This window comes from uncultured Tenacibaculum sp. (genome assembly GCF_947498805.1).
Taxonomy (GTDB): Bacteria; Bacteroidota; Bacteroidia; order Flavobacteriales; family Flavobacteriaceae; genus Polaribacter.
This window is the reverse complement of the sequence record NZ_CANMLT010000004.1, coordinates 332819-350140: the sequence shown is the minus strand read 5'-3', so window position 1 is coordinate 350140 and position 17322 is coordinate 332819. Positions and strand designations below refer to the sequence as shown.

Sequence of the window (17322 nt, the reverse complement as noted above, 5' to 3'; positions counted from 1 at the left end):
TTTTTATTTCCCATAAATTCTTTCAATGAATTTATTAAAATCTTCTTTTGACGGAGCTGCTCCATACATTGGAAGTATATCCCATCTCTTGCCAACTTTTGCTAGTTCAAAACTAAACACAGATGAGTTTGAGTCTTCTTCGTTTAACAAAGGGTATCTTAAATCATTATATTTTATAGCATTGGAAGAGTCTAACCTAACTAAATTAAAGTATTCATTACTAAACCAAGACAATCGCTTAATATCTGGATGATTAACATCAATTAAATTATGATTTTTCGGAATTGTCAAGATAGAATCAACTTCATTTTTTGAATCTAACAAAGAATAAAATCCTACTTTATAGTTCTCTTTAGTTTCTGCAATACCATACCAGAGTATATTATTTAATATGGTTGGTTGTGTTGAAAACCTTTCATATTTCACCTCAGCATTTTCAAATGATTTTTTAAATACGTGATCTATATATATTTTGTTTCCAATAGTAAACAACATATATGCAGAACTGATATAAATTCCTGCTTTAGCCCACCATTGTCTTTGCTTAGTTGCTCTCTTAAAAAACATTGCAATTAATAAACAAATTAGAAAAGGCAATGTATATGCTGGATCTGCAACAGAAATATTATTCAAAGCTACTCTATAATCAGAAAAAGGCAAAAACAACTGCGTTCCATAAGGTGTAAAACTATCTAGAATTGGATGTGTAAAAATGGATAGAAAAAACAGCCAAATCCAATCGCGTTGCGTCGTTGTGTTTTTCCGTTTTCCGGTACTGTATAGTTTAAAGAATACATACCCAAAAACAAATGCTCCTAAAAAGGCAAAAACAATAGAGTGCATAAAACCTCTATGAAAAGACATTACATCAATCTCATTTCCATATAACAGGTTACCGATAAATACGTCTAAATCAGGAATAGTGCCCCCAATTGCGCCAAAGAGCATTGCCTTATTACCTATCTTTTTACCCAGTGCTACTTCACCACAAGCAGCTCCTAAAACAATTTGAGTTAATGAGTCCATAGACAACAAATGTAGTAAACTGATTCTACTTGTATAAGTCTTCACAAAATCGTAACATTACACATCCAAAAAACTACACAATGCAAGACGATAAAAATTTATCTGAAATAAAAATTGAAGACCAAAAAATTATTGACAATAAAGAGCTGAGTATATGGGAAGCTTTGATTCCCGTGTTCGCTTTAATAGGTATGCTCGCTTACAATGTTTTTGTTTTTGGTGATAATGCACTAAGCGGAAGTAATCAATTTGTTTTAATTCTTGGTGGAGCCATCGCTGCAATTGTAGGTTTTAAAAACAAAGTTTCCTATAAAGTAATGATTGAGGAAGTTGCAGAAAATATTAAATCTACTGCAGGAGCCATTTTAATATTATTAATGGTCGGAGCTTTAGCTGGTACTTGGTTGATTAGTGGAATTATACCTTCGATGATTTATTATGGATTACAAATATTGAATCCAACTATATTTTTAGCTGCTTGTTTAATTATTTGTGCCGTGATATCAATTGCAACAGGAAGTTCATGGACAACCGCCGCAACCGTAGGTATCGCTTTAATTGGTATCGGCGAAGCTTTAGGTATTTCTTTAGGAATGACAGCTGGAGCTGTACTATCTGGAGCTTATTTTGGAGATAAAATGTCTCCAATGTCAGACACCACAAACTTAGCACCAGCAATGGCAGGAACAGACTTATTTACACATATTAAATATATGGCATATACAACGGTTCCTACAATTGTTGTTACCTTGATATTTTTTATCATTTTAGGGTTTACTCAAAATGCCACTGGAAATGCAGATACACAACAAATGCTAAATGATATAGATAAAGCTTTCAACATTAATCCAGCTTTATTTTTAGTTCCTATTATCGTAGTTGTTTTAATAATGAAAAAAACACCTCCTTTAATTGCATTATTAGCAGGAACCTTATTAGGTGGGATTTTTGCTTTAATCTTTCAACCTGAAGTTGTAAAGGAAGTTACTGCAACGTATTTAGCAAGTTTAGATGATAAGTTAACTACCAGCGAGGTTTTAGCTTCTTTAAACTACGATTTCAAAACAATGTATATTGGTATAATGCAAGCAATAACTGTTAAAACTTCAGTAGCTACAGATAACGCAGTTCTAGCTGATTTATTTACTGCTGGAGGTATGGTAAAAATGTTAGGTACAATCTGGTTAATTCTTTGTGCAATGATTTTTGGAGGAGTTATGGACGCTATTGGAGCATTAGCAAGAATTAGTAGTTTCTTATTAAACTTATTTGATTCTGTGTTTGGGCTTTTCGCAAGTACAGTAGCAACTTGTATTGGTTTAAACTTTACAGCTTCAGATCAATACTTAGCCTTAGTAGTACCTGGTAAAATGTATGCTAAAGCTTATAAAGATAAGGGGCTTGCTCCAGAGAACTTAAGTAGAACCTTAGAAGATTCTGGAACGGTAACTTCAGTATTAATTCCATGGAATACTTGTGGAGCTTATCATTCAGGGGTTTTAGGTGTACCGGTAATTGATTATGCTTTTTATGCTATGTTTAATTGGCTTAGTCCTTTTATGACATTATTATTTGCAGCTTTTAGAATAAAAATTAGACAATTAACCACAAAATAAATTTCAAACCTCTCCCATTCGAGAGGTTTTTTGTTATGATAGTTCCTGCTGTAAAAAACGACGCTCAAGAATTAACCCAAATCGCCTTAATTTCTAAAGCATATTGGGGATATACTGAAGAACAAATCCAATCTTGGACAGAAGATCTCACTGTAAGTCCTAAAATGTTTGAAGAAATGATGGTCTATACATTCAAATCAAACCAAGAAATTGTAGGTTTTTATATCCTTAATCAACCCGAAGGTAAAAATATAGAGTTAGAGTTTCTATTTGTGCACCCAGATGCCATAGGTCAAAAAATAGGAAAACAACTATTAGCACATGCCGTTCAAAAAGCGCATATGCTACACCTTGAATCAATGACATTACTAGCTGACCCTAATGCACAAGCTTTTTATAAAAGTCAGGGATTTATTACTATTGATAATAAAGAAAGTTCTATTCCGAATCGCTTTTTACCAATAATGAAGAAAGATTTAACACAATAGAAATTAATAGTAGTACCCAAGGAATTCCATGTAAAAACACATCAAAAACGTCTTGAAATTGCATGGAATTTTCACCTGAAAAAGCATTTCCGCCAGTAATCCATCTTAATTTACCAACAATATGAGGGGGATTAAAAGGTGCCAAACCTAACGTTAAACTAGCTATTAGAAATAATTTCCAGTTTTGTTTTAACTGTGTTTTCATCAGGATCTATATAAACCAATTCCAAACCACACCAAAACGAATAACAAAATCACGGTATGGATAATTTGGCGCAGAGAAATAATTCTTTTTTAAGAAAAATGAACTAAGATTATCCGCTTTAAAATATATACGGGTTCTTCGCACTCTAGCATTAAAAAATAAGTCAATTGTAGGATAACCAATTTCGGTAGCATCTTGTAGTGTAAATTCTGCTAATAACGGATTATATGCATTTGCCTTGTACTTAGAAAAGTACTTAAACGTAGCTCCAATATTTACTAATAAAGGCTTTCCCTTGAACCATTCATCTGTATAGTATAAGGTATTCCTTGAAACAAATTCAGGAACTCTAAACACTTCACTACCACTAGCTACTTTTTGATACATAATTGTATTATCTAAAGCAAATTTCCCTAATCTAAACTCTCTTGATACTTTTGCTTTTAAATAATTAATATTTCCCGAAAATTGCTGTGGTCGATTATTCTGGCCGAAATAGGTATAGTTATCTATGTTTGTAATATCTATAGAAGCATTACCCCATTTAGAATCAATTTGCCCTCCTAATACTCTAGTTCCTATAGATGCTAAGTTTTCTTCCCAATTATAATCATTATAACTACTTTGATGTAATAGGAAATTAAAATTAGGTAATCTATTGCTAATTCCAAGATATGCTTTAACAGTAAAAATGCTGTCTTTTTTATACAAAGCTTCTGCTTGAATTTGGTTTCCTGAAAGACGCCCAGAACCTGGTGTTAAACTTCCCGAAGCATTCACTTGAAAGTTTTGAATTCTTCCGTTCCAATCTGCTCCAAAAGATATCGCATCTCCTTTTAACTTATTTCTAGTAATTCCAACGGTGTTATTTTGCAAACTTTCATACCCATAATTATAATTAGTATGCTCAGCTTTCACTCTGAAATTCCCTAGGACGTATTTTGAATTAAAATCTAAAAACACCTGATTGTTATAAACTAAAAAACTTGTTTTATTATTAATTAGACTTGCAATATTAGCATCACCAAAAACACTGGTAGTAGCTGCTCCTTGTTGATATCTATAAAATTTAGAATCTCTCGTAAAAGAATGTCCAATTTTAAGGTTAGAAAAATCTTTTTGACTTAAACTATCTTTAGAAGATAATAATTTGAATGTATGTTCAAAATAAATTCTTTTTCCTTCTAAGTTATTTTCTGCATCATTTAAATTCACATCCATCCTTCCCCTATTTCCACTAAAATTAGGATCATCAATGATAAATGCCTCTAATGAGGATGCTGTAAGACCTCCATTTTCTTGATTAGAAAAATCTTGATTTACTGCATGTCCTCTAATTGCATATTGCCCTTCTTTCGTTTCATAATGAAAACTAAATCTAAAGTTACCCGAACTTGCTAAAGAACGTCGATAAGCTCCTAAAGAACGAAGTCCCTTATAAGCAACTGCAAAATTTAATCTTTTAGAGAAATTTGCAGTAAATAAAGCATCTAAAACTTGCCCTTGTTCCAATCCTGTTCTATACATTATTTCGGTAGTTGGAGTTGGAACCTGATAATACTTTACATCTTCAGCTTCTAAATAATTAAATTGTTTGGCTCTAAAACCGATGTCTGGAAACCTAGAAACTTTTCGAAAGTCATAGGCCAAATTGTTAAACGTTTGTCCTTGATTATGAAATGCCAACAATTCAAAATTATCTTTTCTTAAAAAGTTAAACTTATATTCCTTTTGTATCGTAAGGGTTGTATCTACAATGGTAGTATCATTTTTATGTGATATAATTTTATAATCTGTATACTTAGTTTTACCACTAAGCTTTACCGTTACTTCATTATTCGGAACCGAATCTGAAGGTGTACTTAACCCAACCGCAATAGATCCATCTGGGTTCCTTCTTTGAGAAAAGAGTAACTGTATATTTATCAGACAAAAAAAGACTATAAAAATTTTCTTCATAGGAGCAAAAGTAAAATAATTAAACGATAAAAATTGCGAATAATTTCTTTGAAAACTGTTAATTTGTAACATGTTGAAATTAAATTATAGCGGATTTACTTTAGAAGCAGGAACAGATGAAGCTGGAAGAGGGTGCTTATCAGGGCCAGTTGTTGCTGCTGCTGTTATTTTACCTCAAGATTTTCAACATGAATTATTAAACGATTCTAAACAGCTTTCTGAAAAAAAACGCAGAAAATTACGTCCGTATATCGAAGAAAACGCACTAGCTTACGGGGTGTCTTTTATTCATCAAGAGGAAGTAGATGAACTTAATGTGTTACAAGCTTCTATTACAGGAATGCATCGTTCTATTGAACAATTAAATGTAGCACCTGAGTTTATTATTGTAGATGGTAACAAGTTCAAGCCATTTAAAGAAACTCCTCATCAAACGATTGTCAAAGGAGATGCTAAGTTTATGAGTATTGCAGCTGCATCTGTTTTAGCGAAAACATACAGAGATGAGTATATGGAAAAAATCCATAAAGAATTTCCTGAGTACAACTGGAAAAAAAATAAAGGTTACCCTACCAAAGAACATCGTGATGCTATTCGTAAACATGGAGCAACCTTATATCATAGAAAATCATTTAAGTTGTTACCTGAGCAATTAAAGTTAGAACTTTAACTTTATTTCGATTTTGCTCCTACAAAATTATCCGATTTCACTTTAAACAACACATTAAAGGTTGTTAAGCTTCCATAAATTCTTGTAACATATTGTTGCAAATCTATTTTTTCTTGATCATCTAAATTTTTACTTGAGTTAATCTTTTGTTCCATAACACGCATTCGATCACGAACCATAACTATTTTATGAAAAAAAGTATCAATTGGAATTTCTTTTGATGTTAAATTGGTGTCTGCCGGTTCAATAATTAATTTCCCTCCTTTATATTTATCTGCAATAGGTACTATTTCAGAAACATCACTCCATTGCTTTAAAATTTTACGCAACGAACTTTCTATTTCATAAAAACTAACGGAATCTACCTCTTGATCTACTGCTTCAATAGTTTCAAAATCATCATCTAAAGGGATTGTTTCCAATCCATTTTCTTGAAAAGTAACCCAATATTGCCTACTATCTACATTTGTTACAACTCCAAAACCAAAGGTTTTATGATTAATTCTTGACCCTATTCCTAATAATTTCATATATCTCTATTTTTTACGATACTAAAATACTTATTTTTGTGCTCCAATTTTTGAGAAAATGATTAAAAGAACACGTACAGAAATCAATAAATGTATTATTCATAAAGTAGCTAATAAGTATAATAGCGGGCAAAACTCTTTATCTGAAAGTTTAGTTCGTTTTGATGAAGAAAGCTATGAATTACTACTTCCTTTTTTATTAAAACCTTTTGGTTCTGTTACGCAAAGTTACCGTTTTAGTCATCATGCAGATGTTCGTTTAAATGAGTTAAACAAATACACTTCAGATATTTTTGAAGATGAAAGCAACGAGGTTTTTATTGAACATTCTAAAAACATTGTAAATCACCTGTATGAGCAATCGAATTCTGCTAACATAAAAACAGGAGATGTGATTGTTGCTTATTTTGAAGGAATTGAATACAAAGATGTATTAACAGAAGCTGTTGGAGTTTTTAAAATTGAAAGTAAGGTAGATTTTTTTCAAACTTATTTAGACGATGATAGTTTTGATGTAGTGGTTCAAAAAGGAATTTCAACAAAAAGGTTAGACAAAGGTTGTTTAATTTTAAATTCTTCTGATGGAGAAGGTACTGTAGTTTTATCTGTTGATAACAATAACTACGACGCTCAATATTGGATTAAAAACTTTTTAAGTGTAAAATACGCAGATGACAGAAACCTACATACACAAAACTATTTAGAGATGTGTAAAGAGTTTTCTGAAGAGGTTATCAAACCAGAGTATGGTAAACAAGAACAAAGTACATTTTTAGCAAATACTGTAGACTACTTTAAAGAACATGAAAGTGTAGATTATCATTCTTTTAAAGATGAAATCTTTGAAGAAGATAAACACAAAGATTTATTTGAAGATTATAAACAACATTTTGAAAAACTAAATGATGTTTTAATCCGTAACAACTTCGAGGTATCTGACGCTGTTTTAAAGAAAGAAAAAAGCAAGTTTAAAACGGAGATTAAACTAGATACGAATATCCAAATTAAAATTGATGTAGATGCACCAGATGCTTCTTCAGAATATTTAGAAAGAGGATATGATGAAGACAAAAAAATGAAATTCTACAAAGTATATTACAACGCAGAAAAATAAATAAGAGCTTAGCCCAGCTCAGAAATTTCCTTTTCTAGCTGTTGTTCTAAAACTCTTAATTCTTTTAGTTTCTTACTATCCTGATATTTACTTGAGTAATGATACAGCAAACAAAATATTATACAAACTAAAGCTGTAATTAAAACTAGAGATACATAATTATATCCACTTTTTTCTAAGATTGTTTCTCTTTCAGAAGTATAATGACCAACAGCACGAGTTGGAATCCATAAAGAAACTGATCCTATAAAAAACAAAACTTTCCACTTATTTCTAAGCAGAAAGTCTTGTTGCCTTATAACATTCTCTATTTTATATTTTGTCGCTTGTAAATGTTTCTCTTTATAGTATTTTTCCATAGCAATTCTTTTTCTTCTTTCTTAAAATCTTAATCCCACACCAATCTTCAATAAACTAAAGTTTGTGTTGTATGATGTATCTGGAGCATTTCCTGGGTCTAGTTTTGAAAAATCATATTGAGCCAGTAAAAACACTCTAGAGAAAAGATCATATTTAACTCCAAGTCCTACATTAACACCTCCCAATGTTTCTGAAAAACCAGAAACATTCTGACCATTATTAGCACCAGAAAGAGATATTCTCACAAAAGAATATCCTAAATTTACAAAAGGATGGAGTTTTGTAATATTTCTCAAATTGAACTCTCCAAAAACCTTTGGTTGTATTGTATAAATTGTTCTTTTGAAATCTAAAGGGAAATTAGCCAGATTTGTATTATCCACTAAAACTCCTCCATTTACTCCCAAACCAATATTTAAAATCTCAAGGTTTACAACACTATATTTTATACCAAGATCAATCACTCCGAAAGATCGATCACCTATAAAATTATTATCGATAGTTAACGGATAACTTGCTTCTAAACTAAACTTTTGATCTTGTGAATACAAATTAACTCCATAAAACAAAATCACAATTAATAAAAATCTATATTTCATATCTATTCTTTTTCAGCCATTTTTTTTACATAATCAGTAATGATAACAATTTGAGTAGCGCCTACCTTACCTTCAATATATTTTGCGTTTTCAGGATCTAAAGATATTCTTCTTACCGCTGTTCCTTGCTTAGCAACCATACTTGAACCTTTTACCTTTAAATCTTTTATCAATACCACGCTATCTCCTGCTTGTAAAACAGCACCATTGCAGTCTCTATGAATTACTTTTTCACTTTCATCCAAATGATCTCCCGTAGCTTCGGCAAAACGCAACTCTTCATCTTCTAGGTACATCATATCCAGTAAATCTTGCGACCATCCATCTTTCTTTAACCTATGCAACATTCTCCATGCAACGACTTTTACCGCTCTAAATTCACTCCACATACTGTCATTTAAACACCTCCAGTGGTTTACATTGATATTTTCTGGATTCTCAATTTGATCTATACAAGTTGAACAAGCGAACAAACTACCATCTACTCCTCCAGTAGAAATTGGAGGTACTTCATAAATTTTTAACTCATTTTTTGAAGCACATAACTCACACTGATTTCCACTTCTATCTTGTAACTCCTGTAGTAAACTCATATATTTCTTTTTTTGCTACGCAAAAGTACATTTTTAATTTATCTTTAAACCATGTTATTAGAAAGTGAAAGATTAATTATTAGAACTGCAAACGTGAGCGACGCTCCTTTTTATTTTGAGTTATTTAATGATCCTGACTGGATTGAAAATATTAGCGATAAAGGACTCAAAACCGTTGAGGAAACCGAAGCATATTTAAAAGATGTTTTACCTAAAAATGAAAAGCTTAACGGACTTGGTTTTTTCACTGTAGTTTTAAAAGAGACAAACGAGCCCATAGGTACTTCTACAGCCTTACAGAGAGATAAATTAAAGTATATTGACGTTGGTTATGCATTTCTGCCCGCCAATAGAAGAAAAGGGTATGCAACAGAAGCTACTAAACTTATTATAAAATATGTTCAAAATACCTTTAAACAAGAAAAGGTATATGCTTTTACCATACCTGAAAACAACGCTTCTCAAAATCTACTTAAAAAACTTGGTTTTATCTATATTGGAAAGCAAGTTATCTTTGATGGAGAAGAAGATTGTGTTTATGAATTTAAATTTTAACCCCGACATATCATGAAAAAAACTATTACAATTCTTCTTTTTCTCATATCTATACAGAGTTTTGCCTGCTCTTGTATAAAAACAAACGACTCTTTTAAAGAAAAAATAAGCAAAGAATTTAAATCATCTATTGCCATCTTTTATGGTAAAGTAATCAAAAAAAGAACCTATAAAACAAATCAAGATTACCTATCTAGTGCGGATATTATTTTTTACACATTTGAAATCGTAAAAGTTTATAAAGGAGAAATCTCTAAAAAAAGAATCATTATAAAATCTAACCGAGGTAATCAAGCTTGTGGCTATTCATTTAAGCTTAACCAAAAATATTTAGTTTACGCTAATTATTATGGTATTGACCAGGAAAATGTGGCTAAGGATGATTTATTCACTTCTATTTGTCACAGAACAAACCTTCTTAAAAAAGTAAGAAAAAAAGAACTTCGACTATTAAAAAGATACTCCAAAAAAAGAAAACAACGATTAAATACTTAGACATTTTAATTTCTCTAAGTTTAGTATTTAGTCCACTTCCTTTTATAATAGTGATTCAAATAAAGGAAAAACATCCTCCCGCTTCTAAACTTGATTTAATTGCTGTTAACAACATTAAATCAATAATAAGAGGTAAGCTGATTTTTAAAAGTGTACAATGTTGCCTGCCGCAAACTCTATAAAAAAGGCCGTAATACCTTAGAAAATCTACGACAAAGACGTAGTGAGCAGTTTACTTTTGACCTTATCAGAAACGAAGACTCTTTGATTAAAGCTAAAAACCCTGAAGCTATAGCTTTAAAAGAAGAATACAATTGGACCGATAGATTACATTATAAAAAACACTTGTCTGATAATCAATCAAATGACCTTTTAAATTATATTTCTTCGTTCGATTAAAACCTCCTTTTAAAATTTAACTTTCTTTTTATAAAATTATTTAAGATATTTGCCTTTTCCTCTTTTGATAATAACTACTATACCCTACCAAACATGAAGATTAATTTTTCAAAGAGAAGAACAGTAAAAGCAAGTAAGAAGAAAGCTAAAAAATTTCTTTTATTACCACTGTTTCACAATGGCTCGATGTACTGGCTAGAAAACGTAATCGTTAAAAAGAACTTTAACGGGCGAGCCTATCAAATAACTGACGTTAAAAGATTTAGCTAAAAAATTATATTATTTAGCTTATTAGCTAAGATATAAATCAATTAAGCCTTCAGGGGTTGATACTTCTATGAGTTGATTATCCCTGTCTACTTTTTTGATAAAATCGTCTATCATAGGAATAAAAATCTCCCTTTCCTCTCTTTCTATTTCAAATAATGGCTGTGCCGAAGTGTCGTTGATATTTTTTATAACACCAACTTCTCCAAAAGAAGTATCTACAATTTTAAATCCTATTACTTCGTGGTAATAAAACTTATCTCCTGTCAATTTAGGAAGTAATGATAAAGGTAAATAGATTCCAGAACGCATAAGAGCATCTGCATCTTCTTCAGAAGATACGTCTTCAAATTTTACGCGTAACATAGTACCTCTACTCAAAGAAGATTTTTCAATAAAAAATGGAACCAGATTATTGCCTAACTTGACAAAAACTGATTCCATATTTCTATAAAGTTCGGGTTCATCGGTATCTAACTTAATAACTACCTCCCCTTTAAAACTATGTTTTTTTACGATTTTACCTAAATAAAAGCAATCTTCAATACGCATGTTATCAATTTAAAATCGTTGTATAGTTTCTTACTCTTCGCTATCAGCTCCGTTTTCAGCAGCAGCATCTTCGCTATCAGTAGCAGGTGCATTTGCAGCAATACGCGCTTCATTTACAGCTTTTTCAGCTTCTAAAGCTTTTGCCTTAGCTTCTTCTTGAGCTTTAGCTAAACCTTCAGTTTTACCAGCAACTTTACCAGCCTTCTCCTCTAACCAAGCAGTGAACTTAGCATCAGCTTGCTCTTGAGTTAAAGCTCCTTTACGAACTCCACCAGCTAAGTGATTCTTTAATAAAGCTCCTTTATAAGATAAAATAGCTCTAGCAGTATCAGTTGGTTGAGCACCGTTTTGTAACCAAGCAACAGCTTTATCAACGTTTAAATCGATAGTTGCAGGGTTAGTGTTTGGGTTATACGTTCCGATTTTCTCTAAAAAACGTCCATCTCTCTTAGCTCTTGAATCAGCAGCTACTACCCAATAAAATGGTTTTCCTTTTTTACCGTGTCTTTGTAATCTAATTTTTACAGGCATAATGTTAATTTTTAAGGTACGCGACCTTGATTATTAATAATTTTTACCAACTCGTGGTAAGTGGGCGCAAAAGTAAATAATATTTTTCATTCTACCATAATAAAACTCACTTTACACAAATAAAAAAGAGCCTGATAAACAAGCTCTTAAGAAAAATAAATTGTGAGGTATATTATAATACTCTAACGCTAACAGCGTTTAATCCTTTCCTTCCTTCTTTAAGTTCAAACTCTACTGTATCACCTTCTCTAATCTCATCGATTAAACCTGATACGTGTACAAAATGTTCTTGGTTTGATCCTGTTTCTGTAATAAATCCAAAACCTTTAGATTCATTGAAGAACTTTACTGTTCCTTCTTTCATTGTAAAAAAAATATTATATTAAAGTGCAAATGTAATCTTATTAATTGATTATCAACTACTTTTTCTCTTATTTATTTAAAACTTAACCTCTACATAACATACAGCTACCTTACAATATCAGTAAGCCAGTTAGTTACATTTCCACACCCGCCTCAGTTAATAACTTCTCTAAATAGAAAACTAATTTCTTTGTATTTTTGTATTTGTTTTTATAAAAAACAGCTTCATTAAGAAAACCATATCGATGTACTTAATTTTTGATACCGAAACAACTGGATTACCAAAAAGTTGGAATGCTCCAATTACCGACACAGATAACTGGCCAAGAGCTATACAAATAGCATGGCAGTTGCATGATGAAATGGGAAATTTGATTGAGCACAACGATTTCTTAATCAATCCCGAAGGATTTAATATTCCTTATGATGCTGAACGTATTCATGGTATCTCTACCGATTTAGCCATTGAACAAGGTATTTCTTTAGCTGAAGGATTAGATTTATTTAATGAAGCCTTAAAGAAAACAAAATTCGTTGTAGGGCAAAATGTAGGTTTCGATGTAAACATTATGGGATGTGAATTCCATCGTTTAGGAGTTGAAAACAACTTAACCGAGTTACCTGTACTGGATACCTGTACCGAACATACAGCACAATTATGTCAAATACCAGGAGGTAGGGGAGGAAAATTCAAACTACCTACACTTACCGAATTGCACAATCATTTATTCGGAACTGGTTTTGGTGAAGCACATAATGCAACTGCCGATGTAGAAGCTACTACTCGATGTTTCTTAGAATTGATTCGTTTACGTCAATATACAGAAGAACAACTAGACGTACCGAATGATTATTTTCAACGTTATTCGGAGGAAAATCCAATGCCTATTAAGGTTATCGGATTAAAACACTTAAATCTTAAAGAAGAAAGTGATAAAATTCGAAAGCGAAAAGCTTCAGAAACAGAAGCAGATGCTACGCATAGTACTTCAGAAGGATTAGCAGCCTTAGAAGGAGCGCAATTTGCACATCTACATAACCACACTCAATATTCGGTACTTCAATCAACTATTCAAATTGGAAATATTGTAAATGCTGCTGGAAAAGACAATATGTCTGCTGTAGCTATGACCGATACGGGAAATATGATGGCGGCATTCCATTTCGTACAAGCCGTATTCGGGCACAACAAATCTGTTGAAGCAGCCAACAAAGAAGCTATTGAAAAAGGTGAAGAACCAACACAAACACCTTTAAAACCTATTGTAGGTTGTGAATTTAATATCTGTGGAGATCATACTAATAAAAGTCAAAAAGACAACGGATATCAAGTAGTTTTATTAGCAAAAAATAAAAACGGCTACCACAACTTAGCAAAAATGTCTTCTATTGCCTTTGTTGATGGGTTCTATTATGTTCCAAGAATTGACAAAGAGGTTGTAAAAAAATATAAAGAAGATGTAATTGTCTTAACAGGTAACTTATACGGAGAAGTACCTAGTAAAATATTAAATGTAGGAGAATCTCAAGCAGAAGAAGCCTTATTATGGTGGAAAGAAGAGTTTGGAGATGATTTATATATTGAGTTAATGCGTCATGGTCAGGAAGACGAAAACGTAGTTAACAAAACACTTTTAGAATTTTCAAAAAAACACGATGTAAAAGTAGTTGCCTCTAATAACACTTTTTATTTAGGTAAAGAAGATGCCAATGCACATGATATTTTATTATGTGTAAAAGATGGTGAAAAACAAGCTACACCAATTGGTAGAGGACGTGGATATAGATACGGACTTCCAAACGACGAGTATTACTTTAAGTCTACTGAAGAAATGAAGCATTTATTTGCTGATTTACCTGAAGCGATTCTTAACATTCAGGAAATTGTAGATAAAGTAGAACCGTTTACCCTAGCACGTGATGTATTATTACCTGCCTTCGATATTCCTGAAGAGTTTAGAGATGAGAAAGACTTGGAAGATGGAGGAAAACGTGGTGAAAACAACTTCTTACGCCATTTAACCTATGAGGGAGCTAAAATCCGTTATGGTGAACTAACCGATAGTATTTGCGAACGCTTAGATTTTGAATTAGACGTTATCGCAAAAACAGGATATCCTGGTTATTTCTTAATTGTAGAAGACTTTATTAGAGAGGCCCGTAAAATGGATGTATCTGTTGGACCAGGTCGTGGTTCTGCAGCAGGTTCTGTAGTGGCATACTGTTTATGGATCACCAATATTGACCCAATTAAGTACGATTTACTTTTTGAGCGTTTCTTAAATCCTGAACGTGTATCCATGCCCGATATTGATATTGACTTTGATGATGAAGGACGAAGTCGTGTAATGGATTATGTAATTGATAAATACGGTGCCAATCAGGTAGCACAAATTATTACTTATGGTACCATGGCAGCAAAATCATCTATTCGTGATACTGCCCGTGTACTAGACTTACCATTATTTGAAGCTGATAGAATTGCCAAGTTAATTCCTGGTATGAAGCTTAAAAAAATCTTCTCTTTAGATGATGCCGGATTAAAAGCCAAGCTTCGTTCGGAAGAAATAGAAATGGTAAACGAGCTTAAGTCTATTTCTAATGGAAATGGATTAGAAGCTGAAACTATTAATAAAGCCCGAATCTTAGAAGGTTCGGTTCGAAATACAGGAATCCATGCCTGTGGGGTAATTATTACTCCAGATGATATTACCAAATTCGTACCTGTTTCTTTAGCCAAAGATTCAGACATGTATGTTACCCAGTTTGACAACTCGGTAGTAGAAAGTGCAGGATTACTAAAAATGGATTTCTTGGGGTTAAAAACATTAACCCTTATCAAAGACACTGTAAAAATTGTAAAGGCACGTCATGGAGTTGAACTAGACCCAGAAAACTTCCCGATTGACGACGAAGAAACCTATGCCTTATTCCAAAGAGGAGAAACGGTAGGAATATTCCAATATGAATCTCCTGGAATGCAAAAATACATGCGTGAATTAAAACCGACAGTTTTTGCCGATTTAATTGCCATGAACGCCTTGTATCGTCCAGGTCCGTTAGAATATATTCCATCCTTCATTAGAAGAAAGCATGGAGACGAAGAAATTACCTATGACTTACCAGCCTTAGAAGAATATTTAGCAGAAACCTACGGAATTACGGTATACCAAGAGCAAGTAATGCTACTTTCTCAAAAGTTAGCAGACTTTACCAAAGGTGAGGCCGATGTACTGCGTAAGGCAATGGGTAAAAAACAAATTGCCGTACTAGCAAAAATGAAGCCTAAGTTTGTAGAACAAGCTATGGCAAATGGACATGATGAAAAAGCTCTTGAAAAGATTTGGAAAGACTGGGAAGCATTTGCATCGTATGCCTTCAACAAATCGCACTCTACTTGTTATGCTTGGATTGCATATCAAACCGCATATTTAAAAGCACATTACCCAGCTGAATATATGGCTGCAGTACTATCTAATAACATGAACGATATCAAATCGGTTTCTTTCTTTATGGAAGAATGCAAACGTATGGGATTAGAAGTACTAGGACCAGATATCAACGAATCTTTCTCTAAATTCTCTGTAAATAAAGAGGGAGCCGTTCGTTTTGGAATGGCAGCAATCAAAGGAGTTGGAGCTTCTGCCGTAAAAGCAATTATTGATGAACGTAAAGAAAACGGAAACTTTACTTCTGTTTTTGATGTTGCAAAACGAGTAGATTTAAGAGTTGCCAATAAAAAAGCCTTTGAAGGTTTAATCTTAGCAGGTGGATTTGATTCGTTTGCCAATACTCACAGAGCACAATACTTTGAAGAAGACGAAAAGAACCAGAAATTCATTGAAAAAGCCTTGCGTTTTGGTAATAAGTTTCAGGAAAACCAAAACTCATCACAAGTCTCTTTATTTGGAGAAGCTTCCGCAGTAGACTTACCAGAACCTATCATTCCAGAATGTGAAACATGGGGTACAATGGAACTATTAGCAAGAGAAAAGGAAGTAGTAGGAATGTATATTTCTGCACATCCGTTAGATGACTTTAAAAACGAAATGAAGTTTTGTAACGCTACCTTAACCCACTTTAAAGACTTAGCTAAATACGAAGGCTTAGCACTCTCTTTTGGAGGGATTATAACCGACGTACAACACCGTATATCTAAAGCAGGAAAAGGTTGGGCTTCTTTTATTATTGAAGATTATACAGACAGTTTTGAGTTTAGAATTTTTGGTGAAGAATATTTAAAATTCAAACACTTCTTAGTACCAAGTTCATTCCTATTTGTAAAAACTACGGTTAAACCAGGATGGACTAACAAAGAAGGTGTAAAAGGAGATCCAAGAGTTAGTTTTATTGAGTTTAACCTACTTCACGATATTATGGATAAAATGTGTAAGAAAATTACCATTAAAATGCCTTTAAATGAAGTGAATGAGAATAGAATTAAAGAACTACAACATTTATTTGCTATCAATAAGGGAAGTCAGAATTTAAACTTCACCATTTGGGATGCTGAAGAAAAGATTGAATTGAGCTTACCAAGTAGAACTACTAAAATTAAAATATCCAACGAGTTCTTAAAAGCATTAGACGAGCAGTTTATTAATTACAAGCTGAACTAAATGCTTCAAGAATATCAAAATAGTATATCCTTATTGACCCAAGTGGTTGATAAGGATTTATACATTCAACTCATACAGCAATTAAATAAAGATTTTGGATTGGTAAGTTTAGACATCGTCTTTGATACAGAAAGTGCACCTATGGCACTAAAGAACAGATTGCAAGAAACGGTAAAAAACTTATTATTAAATGATTCCGAAGGATATTACAATTTACTATATCGCATAGACGTTTCGGAGGCAACCTTAAAAAATATTAACACCTCAAACATGGATGATTATTCTGAAGAGGTTACTTTTTTAATCTTAAAAAGAATTTGGCAAAAGGTTTATTATAAAAACAAGTTTTCTAGCTAGTCATTGCGAGCGAAACACAGTGTA

Annotated in this window: 19 protein-coding genes; 9 read left to right on the top strand and 10 right to left on the bottom strand. The window is 32.5% G+C overall.

What is annotated here, in order from left to right; genetic code table 11:
* Positions 1 to 3: 3 nt before the first annotated feature.
* Entirely contained in the window at positions 4 to 1026 is a 1023-nt protein-coding gene (locus tag Q0873_RS10000; protein WP_299106703.1) for a metal-dependent hydrolase, read from the bottom strand.
* A gap of 80 nt (positions 1027 to 1106) precedes the next feature.
* On the opposite strand from Q0873_RS10000, the gene nhaC reads away from it, so the two are divergent.
* Both nhaC and Q0873_RS09990 read left to right on the top strand, forming a co-directional pair.
* Entirely contained in the window at positions 1107 to 2642 is a 1536-nt protein-coding gene (gene nhaC / locus Q0873_RS09995; RefSeq protein WP_299106701.1) for a Na+/H+ antiporter NhaC, read from the top strand.
* Positions 2643 to 2677: 35 nt separating this feature from the next.
* The gene (locus Q0873_RS09990; RefSeq protein WP_299106699.1) at positions 2678 to 3130 is read left to right on the top strand and encodes a GNAT family N-acetyltransferase; all 453 of its coding nucleotides are present in this window, start codon (positions 2678 to 2680) and stop codon (positions 3128 to 3130) included.
* On the opposite strand, the gene Q0873_RS09985 is transcribed toward Q0873_RS09990, so the two are convergent.
* Both Q0873_RS09985 and Q0873_RS09980 read right to left on the bottom strand, forming a co-directional pair.
* On the bottom strand, positions 3081 to 3335 hold the full coding sequence (locus tag Q0873_RS09985; RefSeq protein ID WP_299106697.1) for a hypothetical protein: 255 nt from the start codon (positions 3333 to 3335) through the stop codon (positions 3081 to 3083). The two genes, Q0873_RS09990 and Q0873_RS09985, sit on opposite strands and share 50 nt — an antisense overlap.
* A gap of 6 nt (positions 3336 to 3341) precedes the next feature.
* The gene (locus Q0873_RS09980; protein WP_299106695.1) at positions 3342 to 5294 is read right to left on the bottom strand and encodes a putative porin; all 1953 of its coding nucleotides are present in this window, start codon (positions 5292 to 5294) and stop codon (positions 3342 to 3344) included.
* A 70-nt stretch (positions 5295 to 5364) separates the two neighbouring features.
* On the opposite strand from Q0873_RS09980, the gene Q0873_RS09975 reads away from it, so the two are divergent.
* Positions 5365 to 5964 carry a ribonuclease HII gene (locus Q0873_RS09975; RefSeq protein WP_299106693.1) on the top strand — a complete coding sequence of 200 codons (600 nt, stop codon included), beginning with the start codon at positions 5365 to 5367 and terminating at the stop codon, positions 5962 to 5964.
* A 2-nt stretch (positions 5965 to 5966) separates the two neighbouring features.
* Here the strand turns inward: Q0873_RS09975 and Q0873_RS09970 are convergent, their stop codons facing one another.
* Complete coding sequence (locus Q0873_RS09970; protein ID WP_299106691.1) at positions 5967 to 6494, bottom strand: hypothetical protein; 528 nt, start codon at positions 6492 to 6494, stop codon at positions 5967 to 5969.
* Between the two features lie 58 nt (positions 6495 to 6552).
* Between Q0873_RS09970 and Q0873_RS09965 the strand changes: the two genes are divergently transcribed.
* The gene (locus Q0873_RS09965; protein WP_299106689.1) at positions 6553 to 7608 is read left to right on the top strand and encodes a nucleoid-associated protein; all 1056 of its coding nucleotides are present in this window, start codon (positions 6553 to 6555) and stop codon (positions 7606 to 7608) included.
* An 8-nt stretch (positions 7609 to 7616) separates the two neighbouring features.
* Here the strand turns inward: Q0873_RS09965 and Q0873_RS09960 are convergent, their stop codons facing one another.
* From Q0873_RS09960 to Q0873_RS09950, 3 genes are read right to left on the bottom strand one after another with little or no spacing between them, the layout of a single operon-like run.
* Positions 7617 to 7967: a hypothetical protein gene (locus Q0873_RS09960; RefSeq protein ID WP_299106687.1), complete on the bottom strand. Its 351-nt coding sequence runs from the start codon at positions 7965 to 7967 to the stop codon at positions 7617 to 7619.
* A gap of 21 nt (positions 7968 to 7988) precedes the next feature.
* Positions 7989 to 8567, bottom strand: a complete 579-nt coding sequence (locus Q0873_RS09955; RefSeq protein ID WP_299106685.1) for an outer membrane beta-barrel protein — start codon at positions 8565 to 8567, stop codon at positions 7989 to 7991.
* A gap of 2 nt (positions 8568 to 8569) precedes the next feature.
* Complete coding sequence (locus Q0873_RS09950; RefSeq protein WP_299106683.1) at positions 8570 to 9160, bottom strand: alkylphosphonate utilization protein; 591 nt, start codon at positions 9158 to 9160, stop codon at positions 8570 to 8572.
* Between the two features lie 51 nt (positions 9161 to 9211).
* Between Q0873_RS09950 and Q0873_RS09945 the strand changes: the two genes are divergently transcribed.
* The 3 genes from Q0873_RS09945 to Q0873_RS09935 all read left to right on the top strand — a co-directional run bounded on the left by Q0873_RS09945 (position 9212) and on the right by Q0873_RS09935 (position 10609).
* A complete protein-coding gene (locus Q0873_RS09945; RefSeq protein ID WP_299106681.1) occupies positions 9212 to 9715 on the top strand; it encodes a GNAT family N-acetyltransferase in 504 nt (167 codons plus the stop codon).
* Between the two features lie 12 nt (positions 9716 to 9727).
* Positions 9728 to 10210, top strand: coding sequence for a hypothetical protein (locus tag Q0873_RS09940; protein WP_299106679.1), 483 nt, complete (start codon positions 9728 to 9730; stop codon positions 10208 to 10210).
* Between the two features lie 264 nt (positions 10211 to 10474).
* Positions 10475 to 10609 carry a hypothetical protein gene (locus tag Q0873_RS09935; RefSeq protein ID WP_299106677.1) on the top strand — a complete coding sequence of 45 codons (135 nt, stop codon included), beginning with the start codon at positions 10475 to 10477 and terminating at the stop codon, positions 10607 to 10609.
* A 291-nt stretch (positions 10610 to 10900) separates the two neighbouring features.
* Here the strand turns inward: Q0873_RS09935 and rimM are convergent, their stop codons facing one another.
* The 3 genes from rimM to Q0873_RS09920 form a co-directional block, all read right to left on the bottom strand.
* On the bottom strand, positions 10901 to 11428 hold the full coding sequence (gene rimM / locus Q0873_RS09930) for a ribosome maturation factor RimM (protein ID WP_299106676.1): 528 nt from the start codon (positions 11426 to 11428) through the stop codon (positions 10901 to 10903).
* Between the two features lie 30 nt (positions 11429 to 11458).
* Entirely contained in the window at positions 11459 to 11959 is a 501-nt protein-coding gene (locus Q0873_RS09925; RefSeq protein ID WP_299106673.1) for a 30S ribosomal protein S16, read from the bottom strand.
* Between the two features lie 172 nt (positions 11960 to 12131).
* Positions 12132 to 12323, bottom strand: coding sequence for a cold shock domain-containing protein (locus tag Q0873_RS09920; protein WP_299106671.1), 192 nt, complete (start codon positions 12321 to 12323; stop codon positions 12132 to 12134).
* A gap of 244 nt (positions 12324 to 12567) precedes the next feature.
* Between Q0873_RS09920 and dnaE the strand changes: the two genes are divergently transcribed.
* Positions 12568 to 16941, top strand: coding sequence for a DNA polymerase III subunit alpha (gene dnaE, locus Q0873_RS09915; protein ID WP_299106669.1), 4374 nt, complete (start codon positions 12568 to 12570; stop codon positions 16939 to 16941).
* Complete coding sequence (locus Q0873_RS09910) at positions 16942 to 17298, top strand: hypothetical protein (RefSeq protein WP_299106667.1); 357 nt, start codon at positions 16942 to 16944, stop codon at positions 17296 to 17298. It begins immediately after the preceding gene.
* Positions 17299 to 17322: the final 24 nt, after the last annotated feature.

Bases quoted from the DNA above. Each gene is read 5' to 3' on its own strand.
- Q0873_RS10000 (WP_299106703.1), bottom strand. From the start codon at position 1,026: ATGGACTCATTAACTCAAATTGTTTTAGGAGCTGCTTGTGGTGAAGTA.
- nhaC (WP_299106701.1), top strand. From the start codon at position 1,107: ATGCAAGACGATAAAAATTTATCTGAAATAAAAATTGAAGACCAAAAA.
- Q0873_RS09990 (WP_299106699.1), top strand. From the start codon at position 2,678: ATGATAGTTCCTGCTGTAAAAAACGACGCTCAAGAATTAACCCAAATC.
- Q0873_RS09985 (WP_299106697.1), bottom strand. From the start codon at position 3,335: ATGAAAACACAGTTAAAACAAAACTGGAAATTATTTCTAATAGCTAGT.
- Q0873_RS09980 (WP_299106695.1), bottom strand. From the start codon at position 5,294: ATGAAGAAAATTTTTATAGTCTTTTTTTGTCTGATAAATATACAGTTA.
- Q0873_RS09975 (WP_299106693.1), top strand. From the start codon at position 5,365: ATGTTGAAATTAAATTATAGCGGATTTACTTTAGAAGCAGGAACAGAT.
- Q0873_RS09970 (WP_299106691.1), bottom strand. From the start codon at position 6,494: ATGAAATTATTAGGAATAGGGTCAAGAATTAATCATAAAACCTTTGGT.
- Q0873_RS09965 (WP_299106689.1), top strand. From the start codon at position 6,553: ATGATTAAAAGAACACGTACAGAAATCAATAAATGTATTATTCATAAA.
- Q0873_RS09960 (WP_299106687.1), bottom strand. From the start codon at position 7,967: ATGGAAAAATACTATAAAGAGAAACATTTACAAGCGACAAAATATAAA.
- Q0873_RS09955 (WP_299106685.1), bottom strand. From the start codon at position 8,567: ATGAAATATAGATTTTTATTAATTGTGATTTTGTTTTATGGAGTTAAT.
- Q0873_RS09950 (WP_299106683.1), bottom strand. From the start codon at position 9,160: ATGAGTTTACTACAGGAGTTACAAGATAGAAGTGGAAATCAGTGTGAG.
- Q0873_RS09945 (WP_299106681.1), top strand. From the start codon at position 9,212: ATGTTATTAGAAAGTGAAAGATTAATTATTAGAACTGCAAACGTGAGC.
- Q0873_RS09940 (WP_299106679.1), top strand. From the start codon at position 9,728: ATGAAAAAAACTATTACAATTCTTCTTTTTCTCATATCTATACAGAGT.
- rimM (WP_299106676.1), bottom strand. From the start codon at position 11,428: ATGCGTATTGAAGATTGCTTTTATTTAGGTAAAATCGTAAAAAAACAT.
- Q0873_RS09925 (WP_299106673.1), bottom strand. From the start codon at position 11,959: ATGCCTGTAAAAATTAGATTACAAAGACACGGTAAAAAAGGAAAACCA.
- Q0873_RS09920 (WP_299106671.1), bottom strand. From the start codon at position 12,323: ATGAAAGAAGGAACAGTAAAGTTCTTCAATGAATCTAAAGGTTTTGGA.
- dnaE (WP_299106669.1), top strand. From the start codon at position 12,568: ATGTACTTAATTTTTGATACCGAAACAACTGGATTACCAAAAAGTTGG.
- Q0873_RS09910 (WP_299106667.1), top strand. From the start codon at position 16,942: ATGCTTCAAGAATATCAAAATAGTATATCCTTATTGACCCAAGTGGTT.